At 71.1% G+C, this 14,030-nt stretch carries 11 protein-coding genes, 1 tRNA gene and 1 pseudogene; 11 read left to right on the top strand and 2 right to left on the bottom strand.

Annotated elements, in window-relative coordinates:
• Positions 1–24: 24 nt before the first annotated feature.
• A pseudogene (locus AC08OO_RS04830) lies at positions 25–924 on the top strand (recombinase family protein); the annotation flags it as partial.
• A gap of 63 nt (positions 925–987) precedes the next feature.
• Here the strand turns inward: AC08OO_RS04830 and AC08OO_RS04825 are convergent.
• Positions 988–1,170, bottom strand: a complete 183-nt coding sequence (locus tag AC08OO_RS04825) for a hypothetical protein (RefSeq protein ID WP_476618271.1) — start codon at positions 1,168–1,170, stop codon at positions 988–990.
• Between the two features lie 34 nt (positions 1,171–1,204).
• Here AC08OO_RS04825 and AC08OO_RS04820 point away from each other — a divergent pair, with 34 nt between their 5' ends.
• The 3 genes from AC08OO_RS04820 (at position 1,205) to AC08OO_RS04810 (ending at position 4,256) form a co-directional block, all read left to right on the top strand.
• On the top strand, positions 1,205–2,128 hold the full coding sequence (locus tag AC08OO_RS04820) for a hypothetical protein (RefSeq protein WP_476618270.1): 924 nt from the start codon (positions 1,205–1,207) through the stop codon (positions 2,126–2,128).
• On the top strand, positions 2,118–3,140 hold the full coding sequence (ltrA, locus tag AC08OO_RS04815; RefSeq protein ID WP_476618265.1) for a group II intron reverse transcriptase/maturase: 1,023 nt from the start codon (positions 2,118–2,120) through the stop codon (positions 3,138–3,140). The genes AC08OO_RS04820 and ltrA overlap by 11 nt, the downstream gene beginning before the upstream one ends.
• Before the next feature lie 297 nt (positions 3,141–3,437).
• The gene (locus AC08OO_RS04810; RefSeq protein ID WP_011438105.1) at positions 3,438–4,256 is read left to right on the top strand and encodes a class I SAM-dependent methyltransferase; all 819 of its coding nucleotides are present in this window, start codon (positions 3,438–3,440) and stop codon (positions 4,254–4,256) included.
• Between the two features lie 287 nt (positions 4,257–4,543).
• On the opposite strand, the gene AC08OO_RS04805 is transcribed toward AC08OO_RS04810, so the two are convergent.
• Positions 4,544–4,615, bottom strand: a tRNA-Arg gene (locus AC08OO_RS04805).
• Between the two features lie 73 nt (positions 4,616–4,688).
• Between AC08OO_RS04805 and AC08OO_RS04800 the strand changes: the two genes are divergently transcribed.
• From AC08OO_RS04800 to rho, 7 genes are all read left to right on the top strand, one after another.
• Positions 4,689–5,075 carry a response regulator transcription factor gene (locus AC08OO_RS04800; protein ID WP_011438104.1) on the top strand — a complete coding sequence of 129 codons (387 nt, stop codon included), beginning with the start codon at positions 4,689–4,691 and terminating at the stop codon, positions 5,073–5,075.
• Positions 5,076–5,099: 24 nt separating this feature from the next.
• The gene (locus AC08OO_RS04795; protein ID WP_476609282.1) at positions 5,100–6,128 is read left to right on the top strand and encodes a DALR anticodon-binding domain-containing protein; all 1,029 of its coding nucleotides are present in this window, start codon (positions 5,100–5,102) and stop codon (positions 6,126–6,128) included.
• Positions 6,129–6,243: 115 nt separating this feature from the next.
• The gene (gene lysA, locus AC08OO_RS04790; RefSeq protein ID WP_476618264.1) at positions 6,244–7,665 is read left to right on the top strand and encodes a diaminopimelate decarboxylase; all 1,422 of its coding nucleotides are present in this window, start codon (positions 6,244–6,246) and stop codon (positions 7,663–7,665) included.
• A complete protein-coding gene (locus AC08OO_RS04785; RefSeq protein ID WP_011438101.1) occupies positions 7,662–8,945 on the top strand; it encodes a homoserine dehydrogenase in 1,284 nt (427 codons plus the stop codon). Before lysA ends, AC08OO_RS04785 begins: the two co-directional genes overlap by 4 nt.
• A complete protein-coding gene (gene thrC / locus AC08OO_RS04780) occupies positions 8,942–10,075 on the top strand; it encodes a threonine synthase (RefSeq protein ID WP_011438100.1) in 1,134 nt (377 codons plus the stop codon). Before AC08OO_RS04785 ends, thrC begins: the two co-directional genes overlap by 4 nt.
• Positions 10,072–11,241, top strand: coding sequence for a homoserine kinase (locus AC08OO_RS04775; protein WP_023841092.1), 1,170 nt, complete (start codon positions 10,072–10,074; stop codon positions 11,239–11,241). Before thrC ends, AC08OO_RS04775 begins: the two co-directional genes overlap by 4 nt.
• A 434-nt stretch (positions 11,242–11,675) precedes the next feature.
• A complete protein-coding gene (gene rho, locus AC08OO_RS04770; RefSeq protein WP_476618263.1) occupies positions 11,676–13,994 on the top strand; it encodes a transcription termination factor Rho in 2,319 nt (772 codons plus the stop codon).
• Positions 13,995–14,030 lie beyond the last annotated feature (36 nt).

Raw genomic sequence — 14,030 nt, 5'->3', positions numbered from 1 at the left:
CACTGGTTCCGGTCGTTCCTGGGGGTGTCCGGGAGGTTCGGTGCCGACCGCGAGGGCTTTCGGGACCTGGTGGCCCAGGTGTGTCTGGGCGAGATCGGGGCGATCTTCGGGTTGGAGGTGTCCGGGCTGGCCCGCTCGTCGGCGGACTTCGCCCGCCTGCTGGAGTTGGCCCGTCTGACGGATGCGCTGCTGGTGGACGCCGACGGTGTCTACGATCTCGCGGACATCAACGACCGCCTCCTGCTCGGGCTGAAGGGCAGTATGTCCGAGTGTGAGCTGCACCTGCTGACGGGCCGGCTGCAGGGCGCGAAACGGGCCGCGGCCGAACGCGGCGAGCTGCGTTTCCCGCTGCCGGTCGGCTACGGCTACGACGATGAGGGTGTCTGCGTGATCGACCCGGATCAGGAGGTGCAGGGGGCCATCCGGGACGTCTTCGCCGCGTTCGCCGCGGGCGGTTCGGCGTTCCAGGTGGTGGCCGCGTTCGTTCGGCGGCGGTTCCCGCTGCGGGCCTATGGGGGGATCTGGGCCGGGCAGTTGCGATGGGGCCGGCTGACGCACTCCTGGGCGCTGGGGGTGCTGTCCAACCCGTGCTATGCGGGCACCTACGTCTACGGCCGGTACGCCACCTGCCGGACGGTGCGCCCGGACGGCACCGTGCATACCGGGGTGCGGCTGCGCCCGCGCGAGCAGTGGCCCGTGGTGCGCCACGGCCACCACGAGAGCTACATCAGCTGGGAGGAGTATGTGGCCATCGAGGCGAGGCTTTCGGCCAACTGCACCCACCAGGGGGCCCGCCTGGTGCGGGAGGGCCTGGCCCTGTGCCAGGGGATCATGTTCTGCGGGTCGTGCGGGCGGCCGATGACGACCCGCTACTACCCACAGGGGCGGGCGGCCTACGGCTGCTCGTCGTCGCGCGCCGACCACGAGGCCACGCCCACCTGCCGGTCGATCCGCGCCGACGTCGTCGACGACGCGGTGGCCGGCCTGCTACTGGCCACGCTGTCGCCGGGGCAGATCGAACAAGCCCTGGCCGCCGCGGACGAGGTCACCGCCCGACAGTCCCGTTCCCACCGCGCGGCCGAGCTGGCCGTGGGACGCGCCCGCTACGACGTCCAGCGCGCCGCGGGCGTTGGGCGCGGTGGAGCCGGAGAACCGGCTGGTCGCCCGCACCCTGGAGACCCGCTGGGAAGCGAGACTGTCCGCCTTGGCCGAAGCCGAGGCCGCCCTGGCCGCTGTCCGGGAGCGCAGGCCGGCCATCCCGGGCCGGGATGGCCTGCGCGCGCTGGCCGCGGACCTGCCTGGACTCTGGCACTGCCCGGACACCCGGGACCGGGACCGCAAGCGGCTGCTGCGCACCCTCATCTCGGATGTCACCCTGCTGCCCGAGACCGACCGGGCCCGCGCCCGGCTTGGGGTGCGCTGGCACACCGGCGCCACCGACGAACTCGCCCTGCGCAGACCGGCCACCTCGCCACAGGTGCGCAGGACCTCGGCCGCGGCCCGCCAGCTGATCGCCCGGCTCGGTCCGGACCATTCCGACGCCGAGATCGTCACCGCACTCGCCGATGCCGGGCTGACCACCGGGACCGGCCGTCCCTACGGCATCGCGGCCGTCGGCTGGGTCCGCCACACCTACAAGATCCCCGGGCGGTGTCCGTTCCGGAACGGGGAGATCTCCGTCGACCGGGCCGCGGCGATCCTCGGGATCACCGCCAACGCCGTCTACTACTGGCTCACCCACGACCGGCTGGCCGGCCGCAAGGACACCTCCGGACGCTGGTGCATCCCCTGGAACGCCCAGGTCGAGGCCGCCTGTCGCCGCCAGATCGACGCCTCCGGCCACCTCATCCCCCGCACCCCCGGCCCGTGCGAGGTCCTGCCCGGCGAGATCACCGTCCAGGAAGCCGCCGCCCAACTCGACGTGCCGGACGCCGTCGCGAGGCTCGGGATTCCCACCACACAGGTCTACTACTGGATCCGCCGCGGCTACCTGACCGCCCGCCGCATCCGTGAACGGGTCGCCATCCCGTGGAACCAGCAGGTCCAGACCGTCTGCCTCCACCGCGCCGCCCGCACCGTGACAGCCAACTTCACAACCCAAACAGCCACAGCAGAAGGTGCAGTATGAAGTCACCACGCCAACCGTCGCGGACAGGATCGCCCAGACGGTGGCGGCCGTGAGGCTGGAGGCGACGGTCGAACCGATCTTCCATCCGGGCTCCTACGGCTACCGGCCGGGAAGATCAGCCCTGGATGCGGTGGCGGCGTGCCGGCAACGGTGCTGGAAGACAGACTGGGTGATCGACCTCGACATCCAGGAGTTCTTCGACAGCGTGCCGTGGGATCTCGTGGTCAAAGCCGTGGAGGCACACACCAGCGACCGTTGGGTGGTGCTGTATGTGCAGCGGTGGCTGAAAGCACCGTTGCAGCTGCCCGACGGGACCTTGCGTGCACGAGACCGGGGGACCCCGCAGGGCTCTTCGATCTCACCCGTGCTGGCGAACCTGTTCATGCACTACGCGTTCGACGCGTGGCTGGCCCGGACCTACCCGGGCGTCGCGTTCGAGCGCTACGCCGACGACGCGATCGTGCACTGCGACAGCAGGAGTCGGGCTCGCCGCGTGCTGGCCGCGCTCGACGACAGGATGGGACAGGTCGGACTGCGACCGCACCCGACCAAGACCAGGATCGTGTACTGCAAGGACAGCAACCGGCGCGGCTCCCATGAGCACACGTCGTTCACGTTCCTCGGCTACACCTTCCGCGCCCGCAAGGCACGCAGCAGGCACGGGAAGTTCTTCACGAACTTCCTGCCCGCGATCAGCAAGGAAGCCCAGAAGAAGGTCAGCGGGCAGGTCCGCCGATGGCGGCTACACCTGCGGACCGGCCACACCCTCGACGAGCTGGCACGAAAGATCAACCCGATCGTGCGCGGCTGGGCGCAGTACTACGGGGCGTTCTACCGCTCCGCGCTGCTTCCCCTCCTACAGCGCATCAACGCCTACCTGGTGCGTTGGCTCCGCAAGAAGTACAAACGGCTGAGACCGTTCCATAAGGCCCTGGCCTGCTGGCAACGCATCACCCGCCAACGCCCCGGGCTCTTCGCCCACTGGGCATGGACGTCCAACGCCTGGCGATGAGGATGACAAGAGCGGAGTGACGGGAGACTGTCACGCTCCGTTCTGTTGGAGCCCAGGGGTGCAATTCCCCTGGGCCACCCGACCCTAGGGCATGCGGTGATCCGGAGCGTGCTCACTACAGCATTCCCGGGTCAAAGTGACATGATCTTGCGGCCAGTGCCCGATGGTCGGATGCATGTGGGTGATCGCAGTCGGTAGTCACACTCCGTGGCACGGCCCGTTCCCGCTGGCTCGGGTGCGGCGGCACGGGCCCGCATCCCGGACGTATGGCATGTGCCGCACTACGCTGTCTGCTTCGTGGATGACGCGACGGAGTTGAACCGGGCGCGCTGGGATGAGCTGGCGCGCCTGCACGGGCAGGACGACTACTACGACGTCGAGGGTTTTCTCGCCGGGCAGATCATGCTGAGTGGGCGGGAGCGGGAGGAGATGGTCGCGGCCGTCGGGTCCGTCTCGGGCCTCGATCTCCTACATGTGCAGTGCCATTTCGGGTTGGGGACGCTGTCGTGGGCCCGGCTCGGCGCGCAGGTCACCGGCCTGGACTTCTCCCCCGTCGCGGTGGAACGAGCCCGCTCGCTGGCCACCGCGGCGGGAATCGACGCGCGGTTCGTCCAGGCGGACGCCCAGCGGCTGCCGGCGGACCTGGCCGGCGCGTTCGACGTCGTGTTCGCCTCCTACGGTGTGCTGCCCTGGATCGCCGACGTGACGGCGTGGATGACCGCGGCGGCCACGGCGCTGCGTCCCGGCGGCGTCCTGGTGCTGGTGGACGGGCACCCGCTCACCCAGATGATCGACACCGTCGACCCTGTCAGGTTCGGTTTTCCGTACCAGGGCAGCACCGCTCACCACATCCGATCCGCCAGCTTCTACGCGGGCAGTGCCACCCAGCTGACGACCACGGAGACCGTGCAGTATCCCCACGGCCTGGGCGAGATCGTGACCGCGGCGGCTACCGCTGGACTGCACGTGGACGCGCTTACCGAATACCTCGACTCCGACGGCCCGGAAGGACGCTCAGACCAGATGAGGTGCGGGCAGGACGGCCGCTGGCGGCTGATCCTCACCGGCCAGCCCGTCCCGGTGCAATACGCACTGCGTGCCACACAGAACTCCTAGACGCCCAGCCTTCGACCCCGAGGACGGCCCCTGCAAGCTCAACGGCCTCACCCTCGGGTTGCTGTCCGATGGTGGATATGGGCCGTGGGTGGGGTTGGCGGACGCCACCCACGATCTTCTGATCTGGGCTGCCGGGGAAGGGGCAGCTGATGGCGACACATCGGACAACACATCGGATGAGGAGGCAGCGTGATCGATCCTGGTCATCCGTCAGATCGGCCGGGCCGAGTCGGCGCTGCCCCACGTGCAGCGATCCCGCGAACTCGTCGCCGCGTGGATGCTGTACGTGCCCCCGGCAGGATTCGAACCTGCGCACCCGCCTCCGGAGGGCGGTGCTCTATCCCCTGAGCTACGGGGGCCCCGGGTCAACGCGGCATACGTTACCAGGACGGAACGCCGGATCGGGAATCCGGGTCGCCGTAAGCTTCCGGTGTGTACCCTGCCACCCCCCGAGTCCTCGTCGTCGACGACGACGCGGTGATACGTCAGCTCGTGGTCGTCAACCTTGAGTTGGAGGGCTTTGAGGTCCATACCGCCGTAGACGGCGTGGACTGCCTGGAGATGGTGCGCGAGATCGCCCCACAGGTGATCACATTGGACATCATGATGCCGAGGATGAACGGCTGGGACGTGGCCGCCCGGCTGCGGGAGGAGCCGGACACCGCCGCCATCAAGATGATTATGCTGACCGCCCGGGCTCAGGAGGCCGACGTCAAGCGTGGGATGCGGGTCGGGGTGGACTACTACCTGACCAAGCCGTTCGACCCGGACGAACTCATCGGTGTGGTCCAGCGGCTGGCTGCCGGCCAGCCGGTCTGACCCGGCGCCGATAACATCGCCGTCATGACCCCCGCCGATCTCGCTGACGCCATCGTGACGGCCATCGGCCGCGCGGTCGCGGACGGCGACTTGGACGTGACTGTGCCGACCGCCGTCACGGTGGAGCGGCCGAAGACGCCCGAGCACGGGGACTACGCCTCCCCGGTCGCGCTCCAGCTTGCCAGGGCCGCCCGTCGTCCGCCGCGCGCCGTCGCGGAGACGTTGGCCCGGCGGCTCGCTACCGACAGCGAGCTCGCCGCCGTGGACGTCGCCGGCCCGGGGTTCCTCAACTTCCGGCTGGCCGACGCCGCCCTCGGAGAGATCGCCCGCACGGTGGTGTCGGCCGGTGACCGGTACGGCTGGGCGGTCAGGCCACGAGGTGTCCGGGTCAACCTGGAGTTCGTCAGCGCGAACCCGACCGGCCCGGTGACGCTGGCCTCGGCGCGCCGGGCGGCCGTCGGGGATGCCCTGGGGCGCATCCTGCCCGCGGCCGGGTTCGAGGTGGGCACGGAGTACCACTACGACCGCGGGGCGTCCGAGCAGGCCCTGCACGACCTGGTCGACGCGGCCGGGGCCGGCGCGGCGCGGTACTGGCTGGTCCGGTCTTCGCCGGATTCGGCGCTCGATCTGGATCTGGACCTGATGGCCCGCCAGACCAGTGACAACCCGGTCTTCTACGTGCAGTACGCCCACGCGCGGATCAGCTCGCTGCTGCGCGACGCCGAGTCCCTGGGCCTCACGGCCGCGACCGAGCCGGTCGACGTCGCCCTGCTGACCCAGCCGCGGGAGGGTGAGCTGCTGCGCGCGCTCGGCGAGTTCCCCCGAGTGATCGAGTCCGCCGCGAGGCTGCGTGGCCCCCATCGGCTCGCCCGCTATCTCGAGGAACTTGCCGGGGTCTACTACCGGTTCTACGACTCCTGCCGGGTGCTTCCGCAGGGCGACGCCGAGCCCGGTCCGGCCACCGGCGCGCGGCTGCTGCTCGTGGCAGCGACCCGGGTGGTGTTCGCGAACGGCTTGGGACTGCTCGGGGTCAGCGCCCCCGAGCGGATGTGACGAGCGGTCGGTCCGGGCGTCCGGGCATCCTGGCGGGTTCGGGAACGAGCCGGTTGGAAAGCGTGAAACAGGCGGCATGAGGCAGGCCAGGCGGCATGAGGCAGGCAGAGGCGAGATGAGCGAGATCGACAGCCCGGCGGTGGTGCCGTTGGAGGAGAAGCCGTTGGAGGAGAATCTGTGGCCGGCCACGGCCCGGCTGGACGCCGACGGTGTGCTGCGAATCGGTGGGATCCGGGTTAACGAGCTGGCCGCCGAGTTCGGCACGCCGGCCTTCGTTCTCGACGAGGCCGACTTCCGGGCCCGGTGCGCGGCTTGGCGGCGGGCGTTCGCCGAATGTGACGTCTACTACGCGGGCAAGGCCTTTTTGTGCCGCACGATCGCTCGCTGGGTGGATGAGGGGGGTCTGAATCTCGACGTCTGTACGGGCGGGGAGCTCGCGGTGGCCCGCTCGGTCGGTTTCCCGGCGGATCGACTGCTCTTCCACGGCAACAACAAGTCCGTCGCGGAACTGCGGGCAGCCGTCGGCTATGGCGTCGGGCGGATCGTCGTCGACTCCTTCGTCGAGATCACCCGCCTGGCAGCCGTCGCCGCCGAGGCGGGCGTGCGCCAGCGCGTGCTGATCCGCGTCACCCCGGGCGTGGAGGCGCACACACATCACTACGTCTCCACCGGGCAGGAGGACCAGAAGTTCGGGTTCTCGCTGGCCGGCGGGTCGGCGGCCGAGGCGGTGGAACGCGTGCTCGCGGCCGCCGGTTCCCTCGAACTCGTCGGCCTGCACGCGCACATCGGCTCGCAGATCTTCGACACGGCCGGGTTCGGCCTGGCGGCGCACCGCCTGGTGGGCCTGCTCGCGCGCATCCGCGACACCCACGACCTCGAACTGCCCGAGCTCGACCTCGGCGGTGGCCTCGGCATCGCCTACACCGGCGAGGACGCCCCGCTGGAGGTCACCGACGTCGCCGAGCGGCTGACCGCCGTGGTCGGCAAGGAGTGCGCCGCCGCGGGCCTGACCGTCCCGCGCCTCGCGGTGGAACCGGGACGGGCCATCGTCGGATCGACGACGGTGACCCTCTACGAGGTCGGCACTGTCAAGGAGCTGCCCGGGCTGCGCACCTTCGTCAGCGTGGACGGCGGCATGAGCGACAACATCCGCACGGCGCTCTACGACGCCCGCTACACCGCCCGGCTGGTCTCCCGGACCGGTTTGGCCACGACGCACGTCGTCACGATCGTCGGCCGGCACTGCGAGTCCGGGGACGTCGTCGCCCACGACGTGCCGCTGCCCGACGACGTCCGGCCCGGTGACCTGCTGGCCATTCCCGCCAGCGGCGCCTACCACCGGTCGATGGCCAGCAACTACAACCACGTGGCGCGGCCACCGGTGATCGCCGTGCGCGACGGCGCGGCCCGGATCATCGTCCGGCGGGAGACCGAGGACGACCTGCTGCGCCTGGACGTCGATCCGGGCGTGAAGGTCGATCCGGGCGTGAAGGTCGAGCCGGGCGCCGACCCGGCCTCCCCGGAGGTGGCGCGGTGAGGATCGCGTTGCTCGGCTGTGGGGTCGTCGGCAGCGAGACCGTCCGGCTGTTGCAGGCCAACGCCGCCGATCTCGCCGCCCGGGTCGGGGCTCCCCTGGAGCTCGCCGGGATCGCGGTGCGCAGGCCGGGCCGCGCCCGCGCCCTCGACGTGGATCCGGCGCTGTTCACCGGGGATGCGGCGGGCCTCGTCGCCCGGGACGACGTCGACATCGTGATCGAGCTTGTCGGCGGCATCGAGCCGGCCCGCTCCTGGCTGCTGTCCGCCCTGCGGGGGGGTAAGTCGGTGGTCACCGCGAACAAGGCCCTGTTGGCCTCGGACGGCGCGACGCTGCACGACGCGGCCGCCGCGGCCGGCACCGATCTCTACTACGAGGCCGCCGTGGCCGGGGCCATCCCGCTGATCCGCCCGCTGCGTGAGAGCATGGCCGGGGATCGTGTGCACCGGGTGCTCGGCATTGTCAACGGGACGACCAACTTCGTGCTGACCCGGATGGACGAGATCGGCGCGTCGTTCACCGAGGCACTCGCCGAGGCCGGGGCGCTCGGATACGCCGAGGCCGATCCCTCCGCCGACATCGATGGGTTCGACGCGGCCGCGAAGGCGGCCATCATGGCCCAGCTGGCCTTCCACTCCCGGGTAACGATCGACGACGTCTACCGGGTCGGCATCGGTGAGGTCACCACCGCCGACATCGCCAGCGCCCGGGAGCTCGGTTGCACTGTGAAGGCGCTCGTGGTGGCGGAACGCTCGGCCGAGACCGAGGGGATCAGCGTGCGGGTCCACCCGGCGATGATCCCGCGCACCCACCCGCTGGCCGGGGTGCGGGAGGCCTTCAACGCGGTGTTCGTCGAGTCCGAGGCGGCGGGCCAGCTGATGTTCTACGGCCAGGGCGCCGGCGGGGCGCCGACCGCCTCGGCGGTGCTCGGGGATGTGGTCGCGGTCGCGCGCAACCGTATCGCTGGCCGTCGCGGCCCTGGTGAATCGTCCTACGCCGCGCTGCCTGTGCTGCCGATGGGCCGTACCGTGACGAGGTATCACGTGAATCTCGACGTCACCGACAAGACCGGCGTGCTCGCGACGGTCGCTGGGGCGTTCGCGCGTCACGATGTGTCTATCAGGAGCGTTCGTCAGGACGGCCGCGGCGACGACGCGAGCCTCGTCCTGGTGACGCATGCCGCCCCGGACGCGGCACTGTCCGCCACCGTCGAGGAGCTCCGCGGCCTCGCCGGTGTCCGGGCGGTGTCCGGCGTGATGCGGGTTGAGGGAGGTGAGCCGTGACCACGACGTCATCCACACCGCTCGCGGACGAGCCGGCCGTGCCGGTGCTGTCCGCGGCGCCCGATCGGCCGCACCGGCCGTGGCAGGGAATCATCGAGGAGTACCGGGACCGTCTGCCGATCGCACACGACACGCCCGTCATCACGTTGCGTGAGGGTGGGACGCCCCTGCTGCCCGCGGCACACCTCTCCGACCTCACCGAATGTGAGGTTCATCTCAAAATTGAAGGGGCGAATCCGACTGGCTCCTTCAAGGACCGCGGGATGACGGTGGCCATCAGCCGGGCTGTCGGCGCCGGTTCCCAGGCTGTCATCTGCGCGTCCACCGGCAACACCTCGGCGTCGGCCGCCGCCTACGCGGCCCGCGCCGGCATCACCTGCGCGGTGCTGGTGCCCAGCGGAAAAATTGCCCTGGGCAAGCTCGCCCAGGCGCTTGTCCACGGGGCCCGGCTGCTGCAGCTCGACGGCTCCTTCGACGACTGCCTGCGGGTGGCGCGCGAACTCGCCGACACCTCGCCGGTGACCCTGGTCAACTCGGTGAACCCCTTCCGTCTCGAGGGGCAGAAGACGGCGTCCTTCGAGATCGTGGAGGCGCTCGGCCGGGCCCCGGACGTCCACTGCCTGCCGGTCGGCAACGCCGGCAACATCACCGCTTACTGGCGGGGCTACCTCGAGGAGAACAACCGGATCGCCAGCGGCCGCCCGCGGATGTGCGGTTTCCAGGCAGCGGGTGCCGCGCCCATCGTGCGGGGCGAGGTGGTGACCTCGCCGCAGACGATCGCCACGGCGATCCGCATCGGCAACCCGGCGTCGTGGGATCTCGCTGTCGAGGCGAGAGAGGCCTCCGGTGGTCTGATCGACGCCGTGAACGACCGGGAGATCCTCGCCGCCTACCGCCTGCTGGCCCGCAGGGAGGGCGTCTTCGTGGAGCCTTCCAGCGCCGCCAGCGTCGCGGGCCTGCTGAAGGCACGGGCGGCCGGCCGGATTGAACCCGGCGAGCAGGTCGTGTGCACCGTCACGGGCAACGGGCTCAAGGACCCCGACTGGGCGATCAGCGGCGCGGCCCGGCCGGAAACGATCCGCCCGACCGTCGCGGGCGCCGCCGAGGCGCTGGGGCTGCAGCGCTCGTGACCACTCGGTCCTCCCCGCGCCCAGGCGGGACGGCGGCCTTCGCCGAGCGGGTCGGCCGGTCCGGGCCGGTCACCGCCGCCGACGGCGTGTCGCGGCGGGTCCGGGTCCGGGTGCCGGCGACCAGCGCGAATCTCGGCCCCGGCTTTGACACGTTCGGCCTGGCATTGGGCCTGTACGACGAGGTCGATGTCGAGACGACCCGATCCGGTCTCACCGTTGACGTCGTCGGCACGGACGTCGTCGCCCGGGACGAGACGCACCTCGTGGTCCGGGCGATCCGGGCGACCTTCGACACCCTCGGCCGGGCGCAGCCCGGTCTCGCGTTGCACTGCGTCAACCGGATCCCGCACGGCCGCGGGCTGGGATCATCGGCCGCGGCGATCGTCGCCGGGGTCGTCGCCGCCGCCGCGCTCGCGCAGCCGGACCTCGGGCCCGCCTTCGAGACCGATGCCGCCTTTGACGCCGATGCCGCCTTTGACGCCGATACCGCCTTTGACGCCGGCGCGGACTCCGTGTCCGCGCCCGATGACGCACCCGAGCCGGACCCGGTGTCCAGAGCGGCGTCCGGAGCCGGCTTCTTCGGGCCCGCGGGCATGCTGCGGCTCGCCAGCGCCATCGAGGGGCACCCGGACAACGTCGCCGCGGCGCTGAGCGGGGGCTTCACCGTTGCGTGGCAGGACGGCGACGGTGCCCGGTCCCTGCGCGTCGATCCCTTCGCCGAGCTGAGACCCGTGATCTTCATCCCCGCGATACGGCAGTCGACCGAGCAGTCGCGCGGGGCGCTGCCGAGCGGCGTTCCGTTCGCCGACGCCGCCCGCAACCTCGGTCGGGCCGCGCTGCTGGCGTTGACGATGTCGGCCGCCGAGCCGGCCGCCGGGCAGCCGTCCCGACGTGCCGAGGCACTCCTGCGTGCCACCGAGGATCTGGTGCATCAGCCCTACCGGTTCCCCGGCGTCCCGGCGTCGGCGGACCTCGTCGGTCGGCTGCGCGGCGGGGGGATCGCGGCGGCCCTGTCCGGTTCGGGGCCATCCGTCATCGCCCTCGCCGTCGGTGGTGAACAGGCCGCGGCGGCGGTGGACGTGGCGGGTGCCGGGTTCTCCGTCGCCCCGCTGCCGGTGGACAGACACGGTGCACGCGTCATCCGATGTCGATCCGCAGCGCCATGACCCCGTTGCCCGCGGTGGGATCCGCTGCGACGGCTGGCGCTGTGAGCTCCCGATGCGCGGTTGTGTGTCACATCGGGAAGTCCTGACGTCTCAAGGTTGTTGCCGAGGTGTCTGCCGCTGGATAGTCTGGTGACTGCACCCGCTGCCACCGCGGCGCGTGCTCGCTCCCGCCGTGCCGCTCTGGTCTCGCCAGGTGGAACATGGTTCGGGACTCCGGTGTATAAGCTTCGTCGTCGTTGCCTCGGCTCCACACCGGCACTCCCAGGCGGGATCGGCGAGTTCGCTCGCGGCAGTCGGCCGCTGGCGCCGTACACGGGCGCGATGCTCGCCCATTCGGTGCTGTATACCCCTTCACCCGGCATGCGTGCAGGCGAAGAAGGTCCACAAGCAACGCCCGGCTCACCGGGAGCCAGTTCCTTCAGGGAAGGAAAACCTTGAGCGACACCACCAACGTGCTGCCGCAGAGCGCACGTGAGTCTGCGCCGCCCGTGACGCCTGCATCCCCCCGGGAGAGTGACCCGGCGGCGAGCACCTCGTCCGCAGACGCCATCTCGGCTGAGCCCACCGGGAACGGTGACTCGCGCGCAGGCCGTATCACCCGGACCGCTCTCGCCGCACCTTCTCCGGCCGGAGAAGGTGCGGCCGTGACCCGACGCCGCCGGCAGGGCACCGGTCTGTCCGCTATGCTGCTCCCCGAGCTGCAGGCCATGGCCTCGTCCCTGGGGATCCAGGGCGTGGGCCGGCTGCGCAAGGGCCAGCTCATCGCCGCGATCCAGAACGTGCAGAACAACGAGTCCGCGGCCGTGACGCCCGTCGCGGCAGCCCCAGCGACTTCTTCGGCCCCCGCGGCCTCCGCGGCCCCAGCGACTTCTTCGGCCCCCGCGGCCTCCGCGGCCCCCACGGCCCTTGCGCCGCCGCCCCCGGCGGAGTCGGGGCCGGCCTCGCCCGCCGGACCGGTTCCGGCCGCGAGCGAGACATCCCCCGCGCCGCGGGTGTCCCGGCAGGCTGCCGGCCCGGACGGCACCGCTACCCGCACCCGTTCCCGCCGTGGAGTCTCTCGGGCGGCGGCGAGCCCCGCCGCCGAGCAGCCGACCCTGCCCGAAACGGCGGCTGGGGACACGGTCGTGGAGACCCGGGCCGGATCGGCCGCCTCCGCCGTGGCTTCCGCCCAGCCGACCGTGTCCGCCCAGCCGGCCGGGGCGCCCGCGTCGGCTCCGCCGGCCGCCGCGTCCCACCGCCAGACCGATGCCGGTCCCCGGAGTCGGGAGGACCGTCGGGATCGTTCCGCCGACAACGGCCGGGTGAGCGCGAGTGACCGTCAGGGCGGTGAGGCCGGCGGCGAGCGTGCCACGGCGGACCGCCAGGGCGCGGACCGTCGCTCCGGTACGGACCGTCAGTCCGCTGATCGTCCCAGCCGCGTGGATCGCACCCAGCAGGGTGACCGGTCCGGGGCAGAGCGTTCCGGCGGCGACCGGCCCGGGCAGGGAGGGCAAGGGGGGCAAGGCGAGGACGACTTCGCCGCCCGTGGCCGGCGGGGCCGCTTCCGGGAACGCGGGCGTAACCGCGGTCGCGGCGGGCAGGCCGGCCCGAGCGAGAACGAGCCGGTCCTGCGCGAGGACGACGTCCTGGTCCCCGTCGCCGGCATTCTCGACGTTCTGGATAACTACGCCTTCGTGCGGACCAGCGGGTACCTGACCGGCCCGACCGACGTCTATGTCAGCCTCGCCCAGGTGCGTCGCAACGGGCTGCGCCGCGGTGACGCCATCACCGGTGTCGTCCGCGCCCCGCAGGAGGGCGAGCAGCGCCGGGACAAGTACAACGCGCTGGTCCGGCTCGACACCATCAACGGGATGGAGCCCGAGGAGGCACGCGGCCGGCCGGAGTTCACCAAGCTGACTCCGCTCTACCCCCAGGAGCGGCTGCGGCTGGAGACCGAGCCCCACATGCTGACCACGCGGGTCATCGACCTCGTGATGCCGATCGGCAAGGGGCAGCGGGCCCTGATCGTCAGCCCGCCCAAGGCGGGTAAGACGATGGTGCTGCAGTCCATCGCGAACGCGATCACGACGAATAACCCGGAAGTCCACCTCATGGTCGTGCTCATCGATGAGCGGCCGGAGGAGGTCACCGACATGCAGCGGTCGGTCAAGGGCGAGGTCATCGCGTCCACCTTCGACCGTCCACCGGCCGACCACACCAATGTCGCCGAGCTGTCCATCGAGCGGGCCAAGCGCCTGGTCGAGTTGGGCCACGACGTCGTCGTGCTGCTCGACTCGATCACCCGGTTGGGCCGTGCCTACAACCTGGCGGCCCCGGCCTCCGGTCGTATCCTGTCCGGTGGTGTCGACTCGACGGCGCTCTACCCGCCGAAGCGGTTCCTCGGCGCGGCCCGCAACATCGAGAACGGCGGGTCTCTGACGATCATTGCGACGGCGCTGGTGGAGACCGGTTCGACGATGGACACCGTGATCTTTGAGGAGTTCAAGGGAACCGGCAACGCCGAGCTCAAGCTCGATCGCAAGATTGCCGACAAGCGGATCTTCCCCGCGGTGGATGTCGACGCCTCCGGTACCCGCAAGGAGGAGATTCTGCTTGCCCCGGACGAGCTCGTGATCATGCACAAGCTGCGTCGCGTGCTCCATACCAGGGAGACCCAGCAGGCCCTCGAGCTCCTGCTCGATCGGCTCAAGCAGACCAGGACGAACTACGAGTTCCTGATGCAGATCGCCAAGACCGCACCGCCTCAGGATTAGCCTTCCCCCACACGGCGGCTTCGCCGCAGTGTGGGG

Source organism: Frankia sp. CeCAU1 (assembly GCF_977971845.1).
The sequence above is the reverse complement of the archived record's forward strand: the minus strand, read 5'-3'. Positions and strand labels throughout refer to the sequence as shown.